24 protein-coding genes are annotated in these 22,806 nt (G+C 44.8%); 7 read left to right on the top strand and 17 right to left on the bottom strand.

Annotated elements, in window-relative coordinates:
• Nucleotides 1–67 precede the first annotated feature (67 nt).
• Genes ftsX through ftsY form a run of 3 tightly spaced genes read right to left on the bottom strand, consistent with a single transcriptional unit; the run spans nucleotide 68 to nucleotide 2,955 of the window.
• Entirely contained in the window at nucleotides 68–1,036 is a 969-nt protein-coding gene (ftsX, locus tag R7D93_RS22975; RefSeq protein WP_005378695.1) for a permease-like cell division protein FtsX, read from the bottom strand.
• The gene (gene ftsE, locus R7D93_RS22970) at nucleotides 1,026–1,700 is read right to left on the bottom strand and encodes a cell division ATP-binding protein FtsE (RefSeq protein WP_005393800.1); all 675 of its coding nucleotides are present in this window, start codon (nucleotides 1,698–1,700) and stop codon (nucleotides 1,026–1,028) included. The genes ftsX and ftsE overlap by 11 nt, the downstream gene beginning before the upstream one ends.
• A 22-nt stretch (nucleotides 1,701–1,722) precedes the next feature.
• Nucleotides 1,723–2,955, bottom strand: a complete 1,233-nt coding sequence (gene ftsY, locus R7D93_RS22965; protein WP_064354405.1) for a signal recognition particle-docking protein FtsY — start codon at nucleotides 2,953–2,955, stop codon at nucleotides 1,723–1,725.
• A 230-nt stretch (nucleotides 2,956–3,185) separates the two neighbouring features.
• Between ftsY and rsmD the strand changes: the two genes are divergently transcribed.
• Nucleotides 3,186–3,785 carry a 16S rRNA (guanine(966)-N(2))-methyltransferase RsmD gene (gene rsmD, locus R7D93_RS22960; protein ID WP_005378702.1) on the top strand — a complete coding sequence of 200 codons (600 nt, stop codon included), beginning with the start codon at nucleotides 3,186–3,188 and terminating at the stop codon, nucleotides 3,783–3,785.
• Between the two features lie 25 nt (nucleotides 3,786–3,810).
• Nucleotides 3,811–4,077 carry a DUF1145 domain-containing protein gene (locus tag R7D93_RS22955; protein WP_005378704.1) on the top strand — a complete coding sequence of 89 codons (267 nt, stop codon included), beginning with the start codon at nucleotides 3,811–3,813 and terminating at the stop codon, nucleotides 4,075–4,077.
• Between the two features lie 57 nt (nucleotides 4,078–4,134).
• Here the strand turns inward: R7D93_RS22955 and R7D93_RS22950 are convergent, their stop codons facing one another.
• From R7D93_RS22950 to R7D93_RS22935, 4 genes are all read right to left on the bottom strand, one after another.
• Complete coding sequence (locus tag R7D93_RS22950; RefSeq protein ID WP_005389671.1) at nucleotides 4,135–4,719, bottom strand: YhgN family NAAT transporter; 585 nt, start codon at nucleotides 4,717–4,719, stop codon at nucleotides 4,135–4,137.
• A gap of 106 nt (nucleotides 4,720–4,825) precedes the next feature.
• Entirely contained in the window at nucleotides 4,826–5,047 is a 222-nt protein-coding gene (locus R7D93_RS22945) for a YecH family metal-binding protein (protein ID WP_225497193.1), read from the bottom strand.
• A gap of 69 nt (nucleotides 5,048–5,116) precedes the next feature.
• Complete coding sequence (locus R7D93_RS22940; protein WP_005378714.1) at nucleotides 5,117–5,737, bottom strand: lysoplasmalogenase; 621 nt, start codon at nucleotides 5,735–5,737, stop codon at nucleotides 5,117–5,119.
• A gap of 1,081 nt (nucleotides 5,738–6,818) precedes the next feature.
• Nucleotides 6,819–7,187 carry a hypothetical protein gene (locus tag R7D93_RS22935; protein WP_005378717.1) on the bottom strand — a complete coding sequence of 123 codons (369 nt, stop codon included), beginning with the start codon at nucleotides 7,185–7,187 and terminating at the stop codon, nucleotides 6,819–6,821.
• Between the two features lie 328 nt (nucleotides 7,188–7,515).
• On the opposite strand from R7D93_RS22935, the gene R7D93_RS22930 reads away from it, so the two are divergent.
• Nucleotides 7,516–7,845, top strand: a complete 330-nt coding sequence (locus R7D93_RS22930; RefSeq protein WP_005389668.1) for a DUF2500 domain-containing protein — start codon at nucleotides 7,516–7,518, stop codon at nucleotides 7,843–7,845.
• Here R7D93_RS22930 and R7D93_RS22925 read toward each other — a convergent pair.
• The 7 genes from R7D93_RS22925 to rhtB form a co-directional block, all read right to left on the bottom strand.
• Nucleotides 7,842–8,855 (bottom strand): acyltransferase, encoded by a 1,014-nt coding sequence (locus R7D93_RS22925; RefSeq protein WP_017636080.1) that lies wholly within the window; start codon nucleotides 8,853–8,855, stop codon nucleotides 7,842–7,844. The two genes, R7D93_RS22930 and R7D93_RS22925, sit on opposite strands and share 4 nt — an antisense overlap.
• A 283-nt stretch (nucleotides 8,856–9,138) precedes the next feature.
• Nucleotides 9,139–10,356 (bottom strand): organoarsenical effux MFS transporter ArsJ, encoded by a 1,218-nt coding sequence (gene arsJ / locus R7D93_RS22920; protein WP_005378722.1) that lies wholly within the window; start codon nucleotides 10,354–10,356, stop codon nucleotides 9,139–9,141.
• Between the two features lie 254 nt (nucleotides 10,357–10,610).
• Nucleotides 10,611–11,105 carry a cyclin-dependent kinase inhibitor 3 family protein gene (locus R7D93_RS22915; protein ID WP_005383629.1) on the bottom strand — a complete coding sequence of 165 codons (495 nt, stop codon included), beginning with the start codon at nucleotides 11,103–11,105 and terminating at the stop codon, nucleotides 10,611–10,613.
• A gap of 12 nt (nucleotides 11,106–11,117) precedes the next feature.
• Nucleotides 11,118–12,119 carry an ArsJ-associated glyceraldehyde-3-phosphate dehydrogenase gene (locus R7D93_RS22910; RefSeq protein ID WP_005383630.1) on the bottom strand — a complete coding sequence of 334 codons (1,002 nt, stop codon included), beginning with the start codon at nucleotides 12,117–12,119 and terminating at the stop codon, nucleotides 11,118–11,120.
• Between the two features lie 42 nt (nucleotides 12,120–12,161).
• Complete coding sequence (locus R7D93_RS22905; protein ID WP_005378730.1) at nucleotides 12,162–12,497, bottom strand: metalloregulator ArsR/SmtB family transcription factor; 336 nt, start codon at nucleotides 12,495–12,497, stop codon at nucleotides 12,162–12,164.
• 154 nt (nucleotides 12,498–12,651) lie between these two features.
• On the bottom strand, nucleotides 12,652–13,875 hold the full coding sequence (locus R7D93_RS22900) for an EAL and HDOD domain-containing protein (protein ID WP_053304474.1): 1,224 nt from the start codon (nucleotides 13,873–13,875) through the stop codon (nucleotides 12,652–12,654).
• 24 nt (nucleotides 13,876–13,899) lie between these two features.
• Nucleotides 13,900–14,517, bottom strand: coding sequence for a homoserine/homoserine lactone efflux protein (gene rhtB, locus R7D93_RS22895; protein ID WP_005378732.1), 618 nt, complete (start codon nucleotides 14,515–14,517; stop codon nucleotides 13,900–13,902).
• 65 nt (nucleotides 14,518–14,582) lie between these two features.
• Here rhtB and R7D93_RS22890 point away from each other — a divergent pair, with 65 nt between their 5' ends.
• Nucleotides 14,583–15,593, top strand: coding sequence for an alpha/beta fold hydrolase (locus R7D93_RS22890; protein ID WP_005378733.1), 1,011 nt, complete (start codon nucleotides 14,583–14,585; stop codon nucleotides 15,591–15,593).
• A 244-nt stretch (nucleotides 15,594–15,837) separates the two neighbouring features.
• Nucleotides 15,838–16,662, top strand: coding sequence for a Cof-type HAD-IIB family hydrolase (locus R7D93_RS22885; protein WP_017636084.1), 825 nt, complete (start codon nucleotides 15,838–15,840; stop codon nucleotides 16,660–16,662).
• Nucleotides 16,663–16,712: 50 nt separating this feature from the next.
• Here R7D93_RS22885 and R7D93_RS22880 read toward each other — a convergent pair whose 3' ends face one another.
• Nucleotides 16,713–17,183: an EVE domain-containing protein gene (locus R7D93_RS22880; protein ID WP_005378735.1), complete on the bottom strand. Its 471-nt coding sequence runs from the start codon at nucleotides 17,181–17,183 to the stop codon at nucleotides 16,713–16,715.
• Between the two features lie 47 nt (nucleotides 17,184–17,230).
• Here R7D93_RS22880 and R7D93_RS22875 point away from each other — a divergent pair, with 47 nt between their 5' ends.
• Nucleotides 17,231–18,781 (top strand): COG3650 family protein, encoded by a 1,551-nt coding sequence (locus R7D93_RS22875; RefSeq protein ID WP_206958553.1) that lies wholly within the window; start codon nucleotides 17,231–17,233, stop codon nucleotides 18,779–18,781.
• Nucleotides 18,781–19,377: a tRNA-uridine aminocarboxypropyltransferase gene (locus R7D93_RS22870; protein WP_042523926.1), complete on the top strand. Its 597-nt coding sequence runs from the start codon at nucleotides 18,781–18,783 to the stop codon at nucleotides 19,375–19,377. Before R7D93_RS22875 ends, R7D93_RS22870 begins: the two co-directional genes overlap by 1 nt.
• 83 nt (nucleotides 19,378–19,460) lie before the next feature.
• Here the strand turns inward: R7D93_RS22870 and R7D93_RS22865 are convergent, their stop codons facing one another.
• Both R7D93_RS22865 and yigB read right to left on the bottom strand, forming a co-directional pair.
• Nucleotides 19,461–21,947: an EAL domain-containing protein gene (locus tag R7D93_RS22865; RefSeq protein ID WP_053304477.1), complete on the bottom strand. Its 2,487-nt coding sequence runs from the start codon at nucleotides 21,945–21,947 to the stop codon at nucleotides 19,461–19,463.
• Between the two features lie 138 nt (nucleotides 21,948–22,085).
• On the bottom strand, nucleotides 22,086–22,802 hold the full coding sequence (yigB, locus tag R7D93_RS22860; protein ID WP_053304478.1) for a 5-amino-6-(5-phospho-D-ribitylamino)uracil phosphatase YigB: 717 nt from the start codon (nucleotides 22,800–22,802) through the stop codon (nucleotides 22,086–22,088).
• Nucleotides 22,803–22,806: the final 4 nt, after the last annotated feature.

The raw sequence follows: 22,806 nt of genomic DNA, 5'->3' as shown, positions 1-22,806 counted from the left end.
TTTGGTCTAAGCAAGGGTTCAAAATTAGCTAGTGCTAATGAAATCCAAGTAATAAGACCGCCATCACTTAAACTGGTTCAATTTCTTTTAAATGTCGTTGCGCAGAAAAGCGCGCCGCAATACATCCCAAAAGACTCCCAATGATGATTAGTAACAAAGATTCATCCCAACTTAGACCAATCAGGCGGAACTGGCTATCGTACAACGCAGCAAGGTCTTCCACCGCACTATTCATGACAATGGTCACTAAAGCCGTTACCAACCACGCAATAGTGGCACCTAACACGCCAAACCACATACCTGTGTACAAGTAAGGGCGCAGAATGAAACTGTCCGTCGCACCGATCAGTTTCATGGTTTGAATCTCTTCTTTATTCGCCAGCACATTAAATCGCAATGTATTGCCAACGATTAAAAATACCGCACCGAGCATCAGCACTGTCAGGGTAATGACAATAATACTCGCGAGAGTTTTGATGGCATCAAGACGCGCCAGCCAGTCTTCGTCAAGTCTCACGTCGGTCACATCTTGTTGCTCTCGAACGTCTTTGGCTAATGACTGAATATCACTTTTTAGCTCAGAATCTGGCGTAATCACCAACACACCAGGAAGCGCATAGCCACTTAAAAGACTGATAGCTTGGTCGAACCCTGCATATTGGCTTAAATCAGATAGACCTTGTTGCGGTGAAATATACTCTACCTCTTTTACCAAAGGCCAAGTTTCAATTTGATCTTTGAGAACCATCACTCGCGCATCCGGCATACCTTCAACTAAGTAAGCACTAACTTGTGAAGGAGAAGCGACATCTTCCGCTGCCCCCGCAACGTTTTTCCCCAATAGATACAAACAAGCTGGCATGGCAAGTGCCATGGAGATGACCGCTAGAGTCAGAATGTTGCCTAGTGGTCGTTGCCATAAGGCGCTAAAAGAGGATTTAGCTTGTTTTGCGTGGACAGAGAAAAAACCATCGGTATTCGCACGCTTGGCACTGCGGCCTTTCCCCTTCTTTTGGGAGTGCTTGTTACCTGCCATAGTCTTCTACCTCACTTAGGAAGCCTTGGTTCAATTCAAAATGACGATACTGTGGGCGAGTGTTTACTAACCCCACATCGTGCGTGGCAAGTAGGATAGTCACGCCCGCACGGTTAAATTCTTCGAATAGACGCAACACACGGTTGGATAATTCTGGGTCAAGGTTACCCGTAGGCTCATCAGCCACCAGCAACGTTGGTCGATTAACCACAGCACGGGCAATACCGACGCGCTGTTGCTCACCACCAGAAAGTTGACTAGGTAGACAACGAGCTTTATCGAGTAAGCCCGTTTTATCTAACGCCGCAGAAACACGGCGTTTGATTTCGTTTTCAGAAATCGATTCGATACGCATTGGCAGAGCGACATTGTCGTACACACTGCGATCCATCAATAGGCGATGATCTTGAAAAACAATCCCAATATTGCGGCGCAAAAAAGGGATGTCTTTGCTTGGAATACGCGTGATGTCGTGGCCATTAAAATGGATTTTGCCATCGGTTGGTCGCTCTATCGCGCAGATCAATTTCAGCAAGGTACTTTTACCAGCCCCGGAATGTCCGCCTAAAAACGCCATTTCACCGCGCCTCAGGTGAAAATCGACTTTTTGCAGTGCTTGTCGACCACCTCGGTAAGCTTTGCTTACTTGCTGAAATTTGATCACCGTTGATTTCCTCTAACTCTTTTTATTCTTCACGACTAAACAGTGCGTCAATAAACTCTTGAGTTTCAAATGGACGCAAGTCTTCGATACCTTCACCCACACCAATGTAACGAATTGGAATACCGAACTGATCAGCAATAGCGAAAATTACGCCGCCCTTGGCTGTACCATCCAGCTTAGTCAAAGTAATCCCGGTTAGAGGGGCAACATCACTGAAAAGTTTCGCTTGGCTAATGGCATTTTGTCCTGTGCCTGCGTCAAGCGTTAGCATGATCTCATGTGGTGCAGAGTCATCAATTTTCTTCATCACACGTACAATCTTACGCAGCTCTTCCATTAGGTTCGCTTTGTTCTGTAGACGACCTGCTGTATCAGCAATCACCACATCCACACCACGTGCTTTTGCCGCTTCAATCGCATCATAGATAACAGAGGCACTGTCTGCGCCAGTATGTTGAGCAATCACAGGAACATTATTACGTTCACCCCACACTTGTAGCTGCTCAACCGCTGCGGCACGGAAAGTATCGCCCGCTGCAAGCATCACTTTTTTGCCTTGAGTTTGGAACTGCTTCGCTAGCTTACCGATGGTCGTGGTTTTACCCACGCCATTTACACCTACCATCAAGATGACGTAAGGCGTTTTGTTGCTATCGATTTCTAGTGGCTGTTCGACTTTAGAAAGAATCTCAGCCATTTCTTCTTTCAACAAACCATAAAGGGCTTCGCCGTCTTTCAGATCGCCACGTGTGGCTTTTTCTGTCAGGTTGTTGATAATTTTTGTTGTGGTATTCATGCCCACATCAGCAATAAGCAGTTGCTCTTCTAGCTCTTCAAATAAGTCTTCATCGATTTTCTTACCGCTGAACAAACCGAAGAAGCCAGCACCAATATTTGCTTTTGTTCGGCTTAGGCTGCGTTTAAGACGAGCAAAAAAGCTTTCTGTTGGCTTTTCTTGTTCTTGAACACGAGGCGCGGCCGATACGACTTCTGGCTCCTCTGCTTCTGCTTCTGCTTCTGCTTCTGCTTCTGCTTCTGCTTCTGCTTCTGCTGGGGCAGCCTCTGATTGTTTCTCTTCTTCTTCAAGTTCTGGTGTTGCTTCCGCTTGCTCAGCAACCGCTTCGGTTTGCTGCTCTTCAGAAGGCGCTTCCACTGCTTCTTCTTTTACTGTTTCTTCAGTTTTTGGTTTTGGGCTTTGTTCTTCGTCACCAAAACCTAGCCACGAAAGTAATCCGCGCTTCTTTTTTTCCGTCATCTGGGGCTATCCTAGATTGTTCTTTTATCTATTAATGACTCTTTTTTGACAAGATTATTATCTGTCTAAAAAAGGCTAATGACAAAGTTCTGAAAACTTTCCGATTAGGTAATTCTAATCTTATTAGTGTTACACTCTGTCATCTTGAATATTCTGGGCTGTATCCAAGCTCCAAGCTCATTGCTTGGGCGATTAGATATAGTATCACTTTATTAGCGGTCAAAAAATCTATGGTAAGACGTCGCCAGCAAAACTCATCACAAAAAAAGCCAACAACGGGCTTTGTTCGCATTATTAGTGGCTTATGGAGAGGCAGAAAACTTCCTGTACACGATGCTGAAGGCTTACGCCCCACGACAGATCGCGTCAAAGAAACGCTGTTTAACTGGTTAGCTCAAGATGTACCACAGGCAAAATGTCTCGACTTGTTTGCTGGCTCTGGCGGCTTGGGATTTGAGTCAGCTTCGCGCCAAGCAGAGCAAGTGACCATGGTTGAGCTAAACCCACAAGCTTTCCAACAGTTACAAAAGAATGTTGCCTCTCTTAACGCGAACAACATCCAAGTGGTAAATACCGACGCACTGAGTTTTTTGAAGCAACCGGGTTCTGCTCACCATGTGGTGTTTATTGACCCACCGTTTCGCAAAGGTCTATTGGATGAGACCGTGGCTCTGCTAGAACAAAATGGCTGGCTCGCGGAAGATGCGATGATTTATATTGAAACAGAAAAAGAACTCAATATTGCCGACTTACCAGAAAACTGGCAATTACATCGAGAAAAAACAGCAGGCCAAGTGAGCTATCGTCTGTACGAACGTACCTCCGCATAACGCCTCGATTTAAAAGGATACTTAAATGAAAGCACTAATTATGCTGGCCAAAGCGGCTATCGCCTTTGTTTGGTTAGTATTAATCCTAAATATTTTTATGCCCTTTCCCGGCAATGCCGCGATTGCGCTATACATCATGACCGCTTTTTTGTTCATCATGCACGGTTTACAAATGGCCATCTTCATTGGTGCATTTGGCGACAAAATAAAAATGAGCAGTTGGGAAAAATATTCAATCCTGATTTTTGGTATTTTTGCCCTACTCGATATTCGTCGTAAACACATGATGTAATCGCTAAGATACGAAAAAGCCGCTCTTGTGAGCGGCTTTTTTTCTGCGTTTCGTTCGTCACCCAATGTAACTTTTTACACCATCCAAGAACATTTGAGTGGAGATCATCACCAGTAACAAGCCCATTAAGCGTTCTACCGCCTTCAAGCCACGTTCACCCAACAAGCGATTAAAGAAGCCATAAAACATCAGTATAAAAAATGTTGCGCCCCACGCAATTACAACTGATGCTGACATTTCCAACATTTTCTCTGGATGTTGCGAAGACAGTAAAAGCAAGGCAGCAATCACTGAAGGGCCCGCGATCATAGGAATGGCCATCGGAACAATAAAGGGCTCCTCGCCTGCTGCCAGTCCAGTGATGCTGCCAGCACTCGGGAAAATCATCTTAATCGCAATAATGAAGAGAATAATGCCACCTGAAATGCTGAGCGTTTCTGGCTGGACATGCAAAAAACTTAAGATGCTTTGTCCTGCAAACAGAAACAGCATCAAAATCAGTAAGGCAAACAGTAGTTCACGAATCAATACCTTACGACGACGCTTGGGATCGATATGTTTGAGAATAGACAACACAATCGGCAAGTTACCGAGAGGGTCCATGATTAGAAACAGCATGGTCGCTGCAGAAAGAATGTCCATATTCTGGCCTCACCTCAAAAATGGCGGCCAGTGTATAGCAAACTGACAACATGAGTATATGACTGAGGGCGAAAACACCATATTCACCCTCGATCTTAGCCGCCGTTTAGTGATTGCAAACTCGCGCCATATTGACCACAAACTTACCTTCAAGCTCACGAATTTTGTCGCGCTTGAGCAAAAATGCTAGTAATGCATCTAAGTCTAGATCATTCAGTTTACAGGTGTGAAAGCGAACGCTAGCGCCAGAGTGCTGTGTGAGGGCTTCGCGATCCATTGGTGTTTCTCTAAGTAGGTTTAGCAGCTCGTGAGCATGGATTTCACTCATTATTGACTCCAGTTATTAAGAATAATGCGTTCAGTTTACTGAAATCCTCAAGAGCTGCTTTGACTTAAATTAGTAAATGATTGAGGCAACAATGAGGGCATGAGCAAAAAAGTAACTGCCACTCACCCACAAATAGGCGTGTTTCATCGGTTTTCGATAACCGTGTATCGCGTATGCCAGCGCCGAATAGATGAGAACTAAGGTTCCGCTAAAGCCGATAGCATTGGCGTAACTCGGCACTTGTAACCAAACTTCACCGGCTGCCCAAGCAAGTTGAACCAGCATCATCCCCATGATCACAACAGGGAATACCAGAGAGTCGAGTTGAGGTAGCAACAAAAAGAACGCCACGATACTCGCTGCAAGCAACAGGGCCAACAGCCACCAGACAATCTCACCATTAAGCTGCACCCAAAATGACTTGCTGTAGCATACCTGGGCAACCAGATAAGCCGTAAAATAGATTAGCTTACGAGTTTTAAACGAGTGCAGCGTATCTGCCACCATAGACACCATCAGCCCACCCGCAATCCAGTAGGTATATGTTGCGGATGCACCTTGAGTTAACACCAACACAAGAAGAAGTAGCAGAGTAAAGATTTTAAACACGAGGGATTGTGTCGGGTTAGCTTGCTTTGCTCCCAACACGGAATACACACCTGATAGCCCTATCGCCAGCCAACTCCACATGCAGTATACACCTTTTACTTAAACTCGCCGCTAGTCTAGGTAGACCAGTTTTGATGTAAAGACACAATCTACGAAAGTTGGATCTCGCTAGCGATTCGAAACATTTTGTAACCCTCAGCCTACGTAATAATAAAGCCGATGAGCCTGAATGATGCCACTAAACATTGGGGCCAAGCTTTGCTCATCAGCCGAACCCATCAAATCACACGACACAATAATCAACGCTTTCTAAAACTATTTAACTGAAAAACAGATAAGTGCTCCAGGTAAGCCGCCATTTCACAAACTGACGATTAAACCACCAGGATGTATGTAATGCAGGCAGCAAGAATAAATAACAGACACAAAATAGAAAATAGTCTTAGTAGCGCTCTAAGAGAGGAGAAACCACTGATGACTAGGGGTAAAAACTAAGAAAACCGACCTTAATTCAGTAAAAAAAACATCAGACAAGAAAAGTAAGTCAATGATAAATAAAACCATAATTTCAATAACAGATAAAAGTGCGGACTTCATAAACCATAAAATCACTAAACACTTTTGAAGCCCATATTTTCTCATAAGGTAAGAAAATCTCACTCCATGCTTTCGATTTGACGATGCAACCTCATAGCACATTTTTTAATTTTCTCAATTTTTGAGAAATACAGACAAAATAAACACCCAACATACCATTCGAAACAAAAAACAATTACAAAGCCAACATCACAAACCATTTAACATTATAAAATCATATACTTAAAACAAAAAAGGATAGAAATAAAACAATGTGAACACTTTAAATACAGCACAAAAAACATAGTTTCATTAGTCAGAATCACGTAAAACTAGACAAGTTAAGTGTGGTTTTTGAAAAGATTAACGAGCATATGTTGATCAAACCCCAAAAACAGTGCTATATTAAATTCATCGAGTTCATCAAAGATTAAGGGGTAGTGTTATGATTTCATCTTCTCAAAAACAAGGGCTGGTTATGATTGCAGTGGTTGTGGGTTTAATGACACTGCCAATGATGTACTAACCCAATGATTTAAAATAAAAAAGGACGCAAATGCGTCCTTTTTTATTTATCTGTATAGCTCTACTGAATGTGCTTAGACAAAATATCCCAGTGCATATAGTAGAAACCAAGAGCGGCCAGCGTAATCAACGTCATTAGCAAAATTGCTGTACGCCAAATAAAGCGAGAGCTTCTTGGTGTCAGCTCTTTTTCACAAGCATCACATGCCGCCATAAAGCCTTTACGATCATCCAGCTTGTAATCGTCTTCGTGCACCACTTTGTTACGCACGGTTGCGATGAATCGAAGCTTTGCTATCACGTCATGCGGTAAACGTTCTTCACAACTATTAATAAGTTGGTGCAACCCTTTCCCTTCTGCATGGTACTGAGTACGCAAAAGTTTTTCGATCGTTCGGGTACGCATGACTACTTTTTCAATATCTGACATCGTAACCCTCCTTACCAGACCCTTCCTATGTTCATTATTTTTATTCTTCTATAAATTTAGAGCTTTTTCGAGCCGTTAAGTGCAATTTTACTTTCAATTTGTGCCCTTGAGCTCATATAGCCAGACAAGTGAAATCTGCTTAGTTCAGCTTTAGTGACGTAGCTTACAGATGAAGCAACAATTTCATCGCGTCCCCATTGAGATAAACCGTGAAGTGCGCCGAATAAAATTCATGTCCCTTTCATTAGATTATGAATAAGTTACCTCAACTCATCGTTTCGTCAGCGAGTTCTGTAGAATGGGACCCGATAAAACATTGGAGGTTAATATGCCAATCTCACTTATTGTCGCCCTATTCGCCCTTATTGCCTTGGGCGCTTGGGTGTTTTTCCGTTTTTATAGTAAGCACTATGTGGGCGAAGACGCTCCAGAGCAAAGCGCGCAGGTAACGGTTTTAGATAAACAAGCGATAGACATACCAAACGCACCACCAGGTCAAGACGATCAAGAGTATTGGATTTACGTTCAACGTGGTTCTATCGGTCCAAAGCGTGAATTCCAAATTGGAGTGCATTACTACCATGCACTCAATCCTGGAGATAAGGGAACACTGACCTATCGCGGCAACAAGTTCCTTCACTTCGCTATCAAACGTTAAGGCAGTAACCAACGAGTCTTGGCAGAACGAGAAAAGAGATAGCTCATCGCCAAGGCTCCAGCTCCACTTAGAACGATCCAGACTGGAATCACCCACGCAGGATGTCCTGTGTACCAACCGAACTCTTTCATCGGCCATAAGAAAATAGGATGAAGTAAGTAAATCCCTAAGCTGTGCTGACTGATCACACTTACCACTTTTTGTACTTTTGGTGATAAGCCTTCACCAAAGTAACGCCCGATCATAAAAATCATCGAAGCTGCTAGAATCACATTCAGTGTTTTATAAGAGAGCCAGCGCCCAACCGTATACTTCTCCGCCTCTAAGCTATTTGTCACAACCATCGTAAAGGTCACTGCCAACGCCACGAGTCCTAGCCCAACAAATAGGGTCACCATAGAGCGATTCAAAGGTACCTTTTGAAATAAAACATACCCCAGTGGAAGGTAACCCATATAAAGCCACATCTGATTACTCCAAGGGCCATCAATCTTGAACAAGAACAGTGTGCTGGTGAAAAGCCAAAATGCGAGATAGGTATACAAGACGTTGTCATCCACGTTGCGTACCATCCATTGAAACAGCGGAATCACAAAATACAGTGGTATAAAGTAATAGAAAAAGCCGAGATGGTAATACGTTGCGTGGAATGGGCTATTGCTTAATACCTCTTTTACGGTTTCAAAATCAAAGCCTTGAGAAGTCCAACCTGAAAGGTATGCATAAAACATCGACCAAATAAGAAATGGAACTAAAACTTTGCCCAAACGCCTTTTGATATAATACTTACCGTCAAATGGTCGAGTGTCACTGAGCATTAGCGCTCCGGTGATCAAAATAAAAACTGGCACTGCCCAGCGGGTTACGCTATTCACGCCTACCGCTGTCAGCCATTGGTCAAATGGAATCACTCCTAACTCATTTCGATACGGTGCCAAGACGTGAATGGCGATCACTGCTACCGCTGCGAAGCAGCGCAATAAATCAAAAAACAGAACCCTTTCTCTCATACCTTTCCCTACTTTGAGTCGCTTATCGTTTATAGCATAGGGTAAATCTCAACCAGTGAAATAGTTAACAATCTGTTTTTGCTTATTTTTAACTCAACAATGACCTACAACGGGGATTTCATCACCACTCTAATCACTTAACGAGAACCAAAAACCAAGCATCAGTATTCACTCTCGATGCCAAACCGAAACAATCTGATTACAGCAAACGGCGCATAAGAAACAAAAATGGCTCCGATTTGGAGCCATTTATACCATCTACAGATAGCGATACTGGGGGTAGTTACGCAGTAGCAACATTAGCTTTTGGCAACTTAATTGAAATCAGCGTCGTCAGTGCCAAGAAAGCAAAAGAAACCCATAAGCACGCTGCAAGACCAGCCTCTTGGTAGATCCAACCCGATAATACCGTGCCAATCAAACGTCCCATCGCATTGGCCATGTAGTAAAAACCGACATCCAACGAGACGCCATCGCCTTTAGCGTAGCTCACTATCAAGTACGAGTGCAGCGAAGAGTTAATGGCAAACACAGCGCCAAAAATCATCAAACCTACCACAATCACCAGTTCAGGCTGCCAACCGATTTGCACACCATAAGCAATACCAGCCGTAATTAACGCTAGGATTCCTGCCCACACCAATGCTGCACTACCATCAGGCACACGACCTTGCGCTTTGCCAGTAATACGCGGCGCAAAGCCTTGCACAAACCCATAAGCAATGACCCACGCTGCGAGAAAGCTACCAACCCACAAGTGATCCCAGCCAAACACGCTACCAAGATAAATAGGCAGAGCAACGACAAACCACACATCACGAGCACCAAACAAGAACATGCGTGCTGCGGATAAAATGTTTATCGATTCAGACTTGGAGAATATTTGGCGAAACTTAGGTTTACTCTTTGCTTTACCCATGTCCGCTTCTAGCCAGATCATGCTGCAAACAAACACTAATGTAAGTACACCCGCCATAATAAACATCGAGTTTTGAAAACCCACCCAAGACAGCAGCAAGCCACCAACAAAAAAGCCCGCTCCTTTGAGTGCATTCTTCGAGCCAGTCAAAATCGCTACCCATTTGTAGAGCGCACCTTGCTGTTCGTCTGGTACTAGCGTTTTAATCGCGCTCTTAGCACTCATTTTGTTCAGATCTTTGGCAATCCCCGACAGAGCTTGCGCTGCCATCACCCAAGGAATGGTCAGCCATGCATTTGGTACTGCGAGCATCAACAACGCAAACACTTGCATCGCTAAACCAATGTTCATGGTTTTATTTAGGCCTAACCTTGCGCCCAACCAACCACCAACCAGGTTTGTCACCACACCAAAAAATTCATAGAAAAGAAACAGTGAGGCAATAGCTAACGTGGAATAACCTAAGTCATGAAAATAGAGCACCACCAGCATACGCAGTGCGCCATCGGTCACCGTAAAGTTCCAATAGTTAAACGTCACTAACATGTACTGACGAATACTTTTGCTTAATTGAGAAATCATATTGACCTCATATGTACAGCGATAGAAGCATTTAGATCATCATGTTCTAAATACTTCCTAACCTGTACAGCAACATTGACCAATACAATGTTGCTGTGATTTTCAAAAAATGCCCCAACATCAATAAAAAGCAAAATACACCTTAAAAACAATGTATTAGTTAATATTAATGGCTTTTTTTGTAAACAGTCGTATCCTGAAGAAGCTCGAATTTAGCTTTTGGATCATAATGAACCAAAAGCTATTTAAGCTGATCAAGCGTCTTGAGCCACGCGTTCGATGTACTCAACTTGCACAGGTTTTGTAAATGCACCAGGGCGCAATGCCTGTACTTCTCGCACGATATCTTCTAACTGCCATTCCTTTTCTAGGAGTAGGTGAGCAGCGAACAAACCTGTGCGCCCTGAACCACCCATGCAATGCATCGCAACTTTGCCACCTTGAGCAAGAATCGCGTGCAGTTCCGGACTGGCTTGTTGCCACTTCGTCGCAAATTCTTCATTTGGTGCGCAGTCGTCTTCAATCTCGATCTGGAACCATTTCATTCCCAGTTGCTGAGTGGCTTCACCCAATGCAGAGACATTCTTCGCAGCTAATTCACTATCATCTAATGCAGTAACGACCGCTTGAACACCCTGCTCTTTCAACTGTTCTAACGACGCATGCAAATCGACACCTTTCGTTCCTGGGCACGGTGTTAAGATTAAAGCACCGGAGTCCAAATCTAATTGCCATGTAGGATGAGACATTGTGACCCCCTTTTAAGCCAAACCAACGTTACGAACCAGCTCTGCTGTGCGCGTTGCATAACCCATTTCGTTATCGTACCAAGCGTAAATCTTAACCATACGAGAACCCACAACCATGGTTGATTGCGCATCAACGATGGTTGAACGTTGGTCGCCTTTATAATCGATAGAAACTAAAGGACGCTCTTCGAAGCCAAGGATGCCTTTCAAATCACCTTCAGATGCTTCTTTTAACAGTGCATTCACTTCTTCTGCCGTGGTATCACGCTTCACATCAAAAATGATGTCTGTTAACGATGCGTTTGCTAGAGGTACGCGAACCGCATGACCATTAATTTTGTCTTTTAATTCTGGGAAAATTTCGACAATCGCCTTCGCGCTACCCGTCGTGGTCGGGATAAGGCTCATGCCGCATGCTCTTGCACGGCGTAGATCTTTGTGTGGCGCATCTAAAATAGTTTGCGTATTCGTCAGGTCGTGAATGGTCGTAAAAGAAGATTGTTCGATACCCAATTTCTCATGAATGACTTTAACCACAGGTGCGATACAGTTAGTCGTACACGAAGCCGCTGTCACGATACGATGTTTTTCAGGGTCGAAAATATGGTCGTTCACGCCCACCACAATGTTCGCGATACCTTCTTCTTTCACAGGTGCGCTTACCACGACACGTTTTACGCCTTGCTCTAGGTATTTATTTAGGAATGATGTTTTGCGATGTACGCCTGTCGCTTCAATCACAACATCACAATCAGACCAGTTCACCGCATCGATATCGCGTTGTTGAGTCGTGGCGACACGCTTGCCGTTGATGACGAGCTCACTGCCTTCGACCTGAACTCCATGATGCCAACGACCTTGCACTGAATCGAATTCTAATAAGTGACCAAGCGTAGCGGCGTCACCTGCGACATCGTTGATTAACACAAACTCCAATTCTGGCCAATCAAATGCCGCTCGCAGCGCTAAGCGACCAATTCGGCCAAAGCCATTAATTCCTACTTTAATTGTCATAGTTTTACCCTCTAACCTTCTACCTTGAATCTCTATTCGCTGTTAACAGCAAGCCTCACGACTTTTATCGTGTAAGCGTGTGATGTCGTCTTGGTATTCCTGCTTCAAACAGTTTGATGCCACTAAGTCTTCAATTAACTTTCGCATCCAACCTGGTAATTGCTGTGATAACTCGTAATACACCCATTGCCCTTGGCGTTTATCCACCAAGATGCCACTGGATCGTAACTGAGCAAGATGACGAGAAACTTTCGGCTGGCTCTCTTGCAGAGCAAACGCCAAATCACCAACGCAAGTTTCACCTTCACGGGCCACGAGCATTAAACAACGTACGCGTGTTTCATCGGATAACAGCTTAAAAAACTGATGTGGAAGCATAATGAACATACCTATATATGGATATGCGTATATGTTTATTTAATTAAGATATATCGTCAAGAGGAAACCGTCCATCGTCATAAAAGTTTCACATCTAACGAACAGCTTGATTGTAAAGAGAGAGATTCAAAGAGATAAAAGATAAGACCAGAAATTATGCAGTCGCGATGCTTTGACTCCAGCGAACCGCTTCACCTAAGGAGAGCTTCACTTCCTCTAAAGGCAACCCCAATTGCATCGTGATTTTTTCAACCCCTGACCAATCGGCACGCTCGTAGCACTCTTCAAGGGAAATAAGTGCACCATAAACCCCTTTGCGATGTAATAGCGCTTGTTGTACTGAATGACTAAGCGGTAACTGCCTAACTAAAGATTCCACCGAAAGATCCAGCAACGCATCTAGAATCGACAGCAAACCAACCATGAAACCTTGTTCGTTGAGATGAGAGAATGGCTGATAGCGCGACATCAATTGGCAAAATTGAGCTCGTTGCAATGAAAGGTGATACAGCTCTCGAGGTTTGTTACTGGAGATATACGATGCCACAACCAAAGAGACAAACTGCTTAAGGTTATCCTGGCCAAGATAAATCAATGCCTGACGAAAAGAGCTGATTTCGACAGCCAAATTCGGCGCTTGCGTATTTACAAAACGCAATAATTTATACGAAAGCGCGACATCTTGCGTAATGATGGACTCGATACGAGTAAAGTCAGGCTCAGGAGCACAAACTTCACGAAACAGTTGCAATGCCAACACTTGCTCAGGACTGACGTATTTAGTCTGCGAGACGAGTGGCTTGCTAAAAAAATAACCTTGGAAAAATTTAAAGCCAGCCGCTTTCGCTTGCTCAAACTCTTCTGCGGTTTCAACACGTTCTGCTAAAAAGTGGTATTTGACGCGTTTGGCAAGGTGTGTTTTGACCAGTTCACAGGCCTTTTCGAGCCCCATCGCCATAATGTCGAGCTTCACAATATGCACATATGGCAAAAAACGACGCCATTCTGGTGTTAGGGTGAAGTCATCCAAAGCGATCAAGTAACCTTCTCGATAAAACTCACGAATCGCATCAAGAAGCTCATCCGTAGGTTGGCACGTTTCCAACACTTCGATGACAATTTTGTTTTTCGGCAAACTGCGCGGCAAACGTCGCACCAAGCTTTGATGAGGAAAGTTAATAAAGCATCTTGAAGAGGCAATCACTGGGTTAGTGCCCAGTGATAGGAAGTTTTCGACGATCAGTCGGTATGTCGCTCGATTTGAATCAATATGTGAAGGGTATGCGTTACTCTCCCCGTCTCGAAACAACAATTCATAACCCAGCGTCTGTCTTTTTCGGTTAAAGATCGGCTGGCGAGCGACATACGTTGTATTCATGCTAAAGAAGGACCTATAAATGGCTTATGACTTTGCAGCTGCTAATAATGCACCACAACCCATGAACATTGAACCGAATACTTTGTTTATTTTTCCCATGATTTTATCGGAGCGAATAAAGCGTCCCATTTGTGCTGCCAAGCTCGTGTAACCCAACATTACACACGCATCAATCACGACCGTAGTGACGCCAAGCACCAACAGTTGCGTGATTTGGTCTTTTGCCGGGTCAATAAACTGCGGGAACAACGCCACCAGAAAAACAATCGATTTAGGGTTGGTGAGGTTAATCAACACTGCCTTGTACAACAGCGCCGTGCCTGACATCTCGTTGTGGTTTTCAGCTGCGACTAAGCTTGATGTATCGCGCCATTTCTGAATCCCCAACCAAACCAGATAAGCGGCACCAACCCATTTAATGACAGAAAATGCGGTTGCTGACTGCGCGACAAGCGCACCAATACCCGCCCCCACCAGCGCGATGTGGATAACTAAACCAATTTGTAAGCCAATAATGGCACCCAGTGATTTACGGGTACCGTAACTCAAACCATTACTGATTGAGTTCACCGTGCCAGAGCCCGGAGCCAAACTAAAAACGATTGCTGTTACTACATAAGCTAACCAGACATGGGTATCCATTGCATTTCCTCACTAATTCTTCGATGATACATCGCGTAAACAACGTATCTTCAGGTAATCAACTAATGGCGACTAACCATTCACCTTTGACTTATACTCAAGAGACATTATTTGAGCAAGCAATTGGTGGTCCGATCGCAGCACTTTGGCAAACTCGCCAAGAGGGCTTTGTTAAAGGGACTGAGAAAAAGAACATTTACTGGTGCAAGCTAACCAACCCAGAGCATAAAAAAGCCGTGCTCATCGTAAATGGACGCATTGAGTCTTCCTGGAAATACCAAGAGCTGTTTTACGATCTCTACCGCCAAGGTTTCGATGTCTATTCCTTTGACCACCGCGGACAAGGTTTATCAGATCGTTTATTATCTGACTCAGATATGGGTCACGTCTATGACTTTACTGATTATATTGATGATATGGACATCGTCGTAAAAAAACACGACCTTAGCGAATATCAACAATGCTTCATCATCGCGCACTCTATGGGCGGCGCGATCGCCACACGTTACCTGCAAACTCACCCAGAACACCCTTTTACTGGTTTGATTCTAAGTGCGCCCATGTTTGGCATTAACCTGCCATGGTACCTATCACCAATAGCGATTCCGGTCACACAAATTATGTCAGCGGTATCGACTTTGCCACGCTATGCACCAGGACATCAGGCCTACTTCCCTAAGCCCTTTGAAGATAACCCACTTAGCCAAAGTTACGGCCGCTACCAATGGTTCCGAAACCTATATACGGAAAAACCGGAACTGCAAGTCGGTGGGCCAAGCACTCGCTGGGTTTGGCAAGGGCTCATGGCCGCTAAGCAGTGCTTTTTATTAACTCGCCAAGTCAAAATACCAGTAATCCTAATCCAAGCCGGAAACGATCGGATTGTTAGCAACCTCGCGCAAAAGCGTTTTATTGATAAATTGCGGAAAACCAACCCGCACGCGGAGCTGCTTTCCATCGAAGGCGCACAACATGAAATCTTGTTCGAGACCGACAAGTATCGTAATCAAGCGCTCGATGCGATTTTCCGCTTTATGAATGACCCTAAATCGCCATCAAACGAACAAGCACAATAAGAACTCTAGGCGACCATTTCACGACTAAGATTAAAGAGGAAATGTCTACACATCGATTTACCCTCTTTTTCATCCTCATTTTGGCGTACACTGCTTGAACTTGGCTACTTTGACACAGTGTTTAACCGCATAGTGCTACGGGCCCAAGTTCCCCCGCATTCGGAGCAGTACGATCTAGTCAGTCTGCTGTACTCCGTTTGCAATTCACCTGTTCCACACTATCCAAACCGTTTACGAGGACTTCATGAGCACATCGCTACCTTGCAAAGAGATCACCAAAATCGTTGCCTCTGATCTGGATGGCACGTTACTCGCACCAAACCATCAGCTCAGTGCTTACTCAAAAGAGACGCTAAAAGCGCTGCATGAAAAGGGTTATACCTTTGTCTTTGCAACCGGCCGTCACCACGTAGACGTTGCGAGCATCCGTCGCCAAGTTGGCATTCCAGCTTATATGATCACGTCGAATGGTGCCCGAGTGCATGACCAGGAAGATCAGCTAATGTACAGCGAGAATGTCCCTGCGGAACTGGTACAAGGCGTGATCGACACGATCAAACATGATCAAGAAATACTTATTCACATGTATCAAAATGATAGCTGGTTGATGAACAAGGATGATGAAACGTTACGTGACTTCCACGATGAATTCACTTACGTCTTATTTGATGAAGACCACGCCCCAACTGACGGTATTGCGAAAGTTTTCTTCACGCATCCAGGAGAAGACCACGAACGTTTGGTCGTATTTGAAAACAAACTACGCGAGCAGTTTGGTGATAAGCTGAACATCGCATTTTCAACGCCTTGGTGTTTGGAAGTAATGAGCGCTGGCGTGTCTAAAGGCCATGCTCTTGAAGCGGTAGCGAAAAAACTCGACCTGACGTTAGAAAACTGCGTAGCATTTGGTGATGGCATGAATGACGTAGAAATGCTGTCGATGGCAGGTAAAGGGCTAGTTATGGGTACATCACACGAAAAAGTGATGAAAGCTCTACCAAATAATGAAGTGATTGGCAGCAATGCGGAAGATGCGGTTGCACACTACCTACAAGAACACTTGCTGTAAGCTTCAATACTCCAAATTATGAAGGGCTGCACATTCGCAGCCCTTTTCTTTTATCGCTGACTTGGCAGCTTCTCTTTGCCAAGAATCGCGTCCCATTCTTCTTCTGTCACGGGCATAATCGACAAGCGATTTCCACGTTTCACCAACGGCATGTTCTCAAGTTCTGGCATCGCTTTCATCACCGACAACGGAATCACTCGCGCCGTTTTACGTACAAACTCGACATCCACCATAATCCAACGCGGGTTGTCTGGGTCTGACTTTGGATCGTAATAATCGCTTTCGGGATCGAATTGGAAATGATCGGGATAGGCTTCTCTCACAACTTTAGCAATACCTGCCACGCCAACATGTTTACAAGAAGAGTGGTAAATCAGGACTAAATCGCCCACCTTCACTTGGTCACGCATCATATTGCGCGCCTGATAATTACGAACTCCCTCCCAACATGAAACCTTTTGGGTTCGAAGCGTGTCAATAGAAAAGGTATCTGGTTCAGTTTTAAATAACCAATATGCCATAATGCCATCCGATGCCGATTGAGTAACAATAATGAGGAAGATATAACATGAAGGCTTTGAAAAACCCAGTGGCGCTTGCCACCCTGCTGGTTCTGCAAGCATGTAGTTCACAGTCGCCACAATCTGGTGCCGCTGACCCAACCTCTCCACCAGCAACCTTAGATAAGCCTGAAACCATTCAACCTCAAACTTTTATGCTGCGCGGAAAAGTGATCGTCGGTCACGAGAGCCAATACATCATGCCTTGTGGCAGCGACAAGCAATATTGGTTGCAACTATCACCACAGCAAATGCAACAAGCAATTCAGTTAAATAACGAGCCTTACCAGACTATGTATGGCGAGGTTATCGGCCACCTCAACCCACCGGGCATCGATGGGTTTTCTGCTGATTTCGATGCTAACTTTGTCGTGGAACAAGTGAACTTCCTCACAACGGAAAATCCAAACCGTTGTCAGCAACCAAACAAACCAACTCGCGTGTTTGGTAATGAGCCTTCTTGGTCGGCAAGCTTTGAGGCTAATGGACTAACATTCCAGCAAATCGGCAAACAAACCACAAAATTAGCGATTAAAAGCAGTCAGCTTCAACCTCGCCAGCGCACTTATCAACTACAAGATGGTGAGCTTCGCTTAACAGAAAACCTCTGCTCAGACACAATGAGCGATTCTTTGTATGGCTGGAAAGCAACACTAAAACATGATGGCGAGACGTATCAAGGTTGTGGTATGGCTGCAAACGTCGATGCAACGCTTGGCTGGGCTAATACCTATGTCGCGACCTCAACCCAATCACAAGGCTTTGAAGTACAAATGACCTTAAACCCAGACCATAGCGCCACAACAAAATACCGTTACGCCAATGGACAAGCACCATTAATCGAGCGTGGTTACTGGCAACAGTTAAGTCCGTCTCAGGTTCAAGTTGTCATGACGCATCATCAACAGCAAAGGCTAATGTCAGAGCGACTGTTTACTCGAGAAGGCAATCAGCTCAAAGCGACCAAAGAAAAAGTCGGTAACTTAGTATACCCAATCGCCGATGGTGGTTTAGTCCTTTATCCTGCCACCGTTCGTGATGAAGGCATCATGCAACCAGCCGAAAAACGCACCAACAACCCCATCGGTAGTGCTGACGTCCCTTCTAGTGCAGAGTTTGATTCAAAAGTAGATGCCGCGGTGCGCAACTACTTCTTTATCCATCAAACCACCCCCAACAATAACCAATACCGTTGGCTAACTTACGACCTCAACAGCGATGGTAACGAAGAGCTATTGGTACAGTTGGATTGGTGTGGTTCCGGAGGCTGTACATTGCTGATATTTGAACATCACGAAAAGGAATGGCGATTTAATAGCCGCATTACACTAGTGCAAAGCCCGATTATGCTCGGCCAACAAACCTCTCATGGTTGGCGAGATCTGATTTTTAATGTCAGCGGTGGCGGAGCTAAAGCGGCTCAACACGTGATGCAATACACTGGGGTTAGCTACCCACTCAACCCAAGCATGGCACCAACGGCAACGCCGAACCAAGTCAGTGGTGTGCGTCTGTTCTCTGATGGGATAAGCCCGGTGCGCGAAGGAGTTCGTCTGTAATGTCACAACCGTGTCCAACCTGCGGTTTTCAATTCAATTGTATGTGCTCGCTAATGCCGAAACTTACCAGTGAGCACAACATCCTGCTGTTAATGCATCCGAATGAACTGAAGCGTGATACTAATACCGGCCAGCTACTAGAGCAGTGCCAACTCAACATTGAGCGAGTAATCTGGGATCGCAAACAGCCACCAGCAGAATTGCTCACTCTATTAGCTGATCCGTCGCGGTATCCGGTGTTGCTCTTCCCCTGTGAAGAAAGTATCACACTCGAACATGTGGTACTCCAAAGCCAGCAACAAACCAAAACTCCGCTGTTTATTATTTTAGATGCCACCTGGCAAGAGGCGCGCAAGATGATCAATAAGAGCCGTTGGTTAGAAGGTATCCCTACTATGGGGTTGTCTGCGTCGGCGGACTCACAATATCAGCTGCGACGCAACCAACAACAAGGTAATTTGTGTACGTTTGAAGTCGCTGCACATTTGCTCGGGCAACTTGGAGAACAAAACAACCAACAACAAATGCAGCGCTTTTTTGCCCATTACCTCGCTCTGTTCCAAGCTGAAAAGAGTGGACACGCTCTTAAGCGTTAACCATTAAGCTCAGTAGAAGAACCAAACAAAAAACGCAGCCTACGCTGCGTTTTTTACGACAAGAAGTTTCACGTGAAACATCATTAAAACAGTCGAGTCGGCTCGCCAAGATAGTAACCCTGCAAATAATCCACCCCCATGTCTTGTGCAATGGTACACACCTCCTGATTGTGGACGAACTCCGCCACCGTCTCCGCGTTAAACACTTGGCACAAACGCACCAACTGGGAAGCGATCTTGCGCTGTTTTAAGTCTTTATCAATATCACGAATCAAGCTGCCATCGAGCTTTATGACTTCTGGCTCCAACTTTAGGATTTCATCGATATTCGAATAGCCGGAGCCAAAGTCATCAACAATGATACGCGCCCCTAAGCTTCTAAAATGACTGCACACTTCTATCATTCGGCCGTAGTCTTTGATCTGCTCAGATTCCAGCACTTCTAAACCAATTCGCCTTGGGTCATTTAGCTGGCTAATTTCATGCTCTAAAAGCATTAAAGTTTTATCACTGAGCAAATCTTGCGGCGATAAGTTTATAGAAAAGTCACCTTGCTTATCTCGCATATAATGCAACGTAGAATGAATCATGTGCCGACTTAGTCGAGTGTAAAGATGCGTATCAGAGATAATTGGCAGAAAACGTCCTGGCGCAATCACCGTTCCATCGGCTTCCAGAATACGAACCAAACATTCTTGGCTTGCCAATTTGTGGCTACTCGCATGCACAATAGGTTGGCTATAAGTGATGATATTCTGTTTGAGAATGGCTCTACTGACGCAACTTAGCCATCCAAGTTGCTCTTTACGCACATCCTCACTGACTTCAATATCTTTCGCATTACAGATATGAGTATTACTGCGTACACCGGAGCGCCTCGCTTCGATGCCTTTGAGTAAGAGCTCATCTACTGAAGCGGATGGAAAGTCTCGACGACTCACTAAGCCGCCGCATAGCGAGATAGAAAGATAATCTATTTCACGTAGGCCAATTGGCTCAAAATTAGTTTGTTCTACCGCGTCAGCAAAACGCGTAAAGTGCTGTTTGATGGTTTCGCTGCTTTGGTCAGCTTTAAATATGAATGCCCATTCACCAACCCCAATACTATAAAGCTGTAAAGCCGTTGGCATGCCAAAACGCTTTCGTAGTCGATTCGTAAAGTGCATTGAGAGATCTTTGAGTAATTGATCTCCCACTCGGTAGCCGTATTTTTCGTTGATATGACTAAAGTTAAGTAGCTTTAGAGTCAACAAATGCTCATCCAAATCGATGTTACTCAGCCGCTCTTGCAATGCGACCCGGTTTTGTAATCCCGTGCGACTGTCGCGTCGATAGCTTTCTTGTAACTTGCGCGTTTGGCGATCGAGTTGATACCCCATATGCGCGTTCATATGGTTGAGATCGCCGATCGCATTTCGAATCAAGCTAAACAGCGGTGAAATAGAGGAGCTAACGGGCGACTTAGGCAAGTTCAATGTTTGCACTTCGTCTCCCTCTCGCATCGCTAAATACGTCAGGCTGTGATGAAGAATTTCGGGCTGACCAATACCACCATGCAGTTCCCCCATACAGTAACTACCAAACGTCGTCGCAATATCTTTGAAGGCTTGGACTTCGTCGCTGCTGTCAATAAAGTCTAACCGTGACGCGCAGTTAAAAATCATCACGACTTCAGGTTGGTGCATGGCTAACTCAACCACACCATGCCGCACTTGCTCGAGCGTTAACGAGGGATGGTTATAGCAAAATTGCACTTCGTCACCAAGACACCAGGGCCTGTCGAAGCTCATACTGCCATCAGCGTGTAGCTCCGTTACCGTACAAACTTCCTTTCGCCCTAAGCTTTCTCGATATAAAGGAAAGCTGAGCAGTTGACTCAGCGTCACGTCATGGCCATCCGCCAAGTAACGCTTGTATACGTCCAGTGCTTTCTTCTCACCTAAACAATACAAGCGCGTTCCTTTTGCATGAGTGACTTTGTGTGGCATGCCAATCGGGTTCCATTCCGAATACGCATCAGTCCATAGCTTCAAAGTATCACTGTGCAAAGCTACGGCAACCACAGCGTTATCGTAAACTCGGTTTTGATATAGCACCCAGCAGCCATCGTCAATACTCTGCGCCAACCCTCCAGAAATCACTACTTCTTCACTGGCGAAGGTTTGAAACAAGGGATAGTCACGTCGTTCAATTTGCACAGCAAAGCTGAGGATCACCTGTGAATTATGCTGCATTAGAAGAGAGCGCTTGAGCTCCCCGCCATCAATGTCAGGGGAGTAAGAGTATGTTTGTACCGCAGAAGTCAGCGTGGTTTGCTCAAATTCAATCACACTCACTAGGCAACCAGAGGTAAATATCTCCCCTTCCAGAATCACATTACGCGTACTATGCCCCATAACATGAGCATTCGGCAGCGACGACAAAACGGCGTCTGCAAGTGTGGTCGTAATTTCGCGCGATTGCGTCGACAATATTTGTACTAAATATTGTTTATCTGAGGAAGTCGGAAAAGTGACTAAAAAGTCATTCAGTTGACTGACATCGTGAACCAGTTTTGAAAAAGCTCGCATGGACCTACCACTGCCGTAACACTATCTTCACCACGACGTGTGGCGTTACTATTTTTATTTAATAGAGAATAATTTACGTGGCTTTGCGCTGCTTTTCTAGACACAAAATGAGATTAGAATGGATTAATGCGAAAGCAATTAAAAAAGTGTGAGTAACGGCTGCAAACTATTGATTTCAATATCAGGTAAAGTACGTGTTTTTGAATGGTTAATGACATTTTTATTCATATCATTAAACCAACAGGCTGCAAAACCAGCCAACTTTGCACCATGCACATCCGTGGTTAGATGATCACCAACATGCAGAATATTCTCCGCAGGAGTATCCAAGAATCGCTTCGCTTTAGTAAACATATCGGTTGCGGGTTTCGCCAATCCATCTGGTCCTGCTTTAAGTACCTGTTGGAAATAAGGCGTAAGACCGATGCGGTCTAAATCCACATTACCGTTGGTGATTGCCACCAACGGGATGTGCTGCGCGAGTTTCTCCAGTACATCGAGGCTTTGCTGCGGCACTTCAAAACGGTTACGCCAGTCCAACGCAACGTCTACTGCGGCTTTCGCGGCGGCATGTGCTGCGTCTTCGTCGTAGCCTACTTGGGAGAAAGCTTGCTGAAGTTGCACTAAACGCCATAAAGTGACATCGCTCTTCAGCTCGGGTTGTTGCTGCACAACTCGCTGTTTGAGAGCAAACCAATCCGCTTTGTTCATATGAGCAACCGCTGGATGATGGTGCTTGAGCCAAGATAGCAACTCACGCTCCATGCGAACGATCACAGGATAGTTGTCATAGAGGGTATCATCTAGGTCAAAGGTCATTGCCTTAATAGGCTCGATACGGCGATAAAATTTCATACTT

Source organism: Vibrio sp. YT-15 (assembly GCF_033337445.1).
Classification (GTDB): domain Bacteria; phylum Pseudomonadota; class Gammaproteobacteria; order Enterobacterales; family Vibrionaceae; genus Vibrio; species Vibrio alginolyticus.
This window is presented reverse-complemented; position numbering and strand designations above follow the sequence as displayed.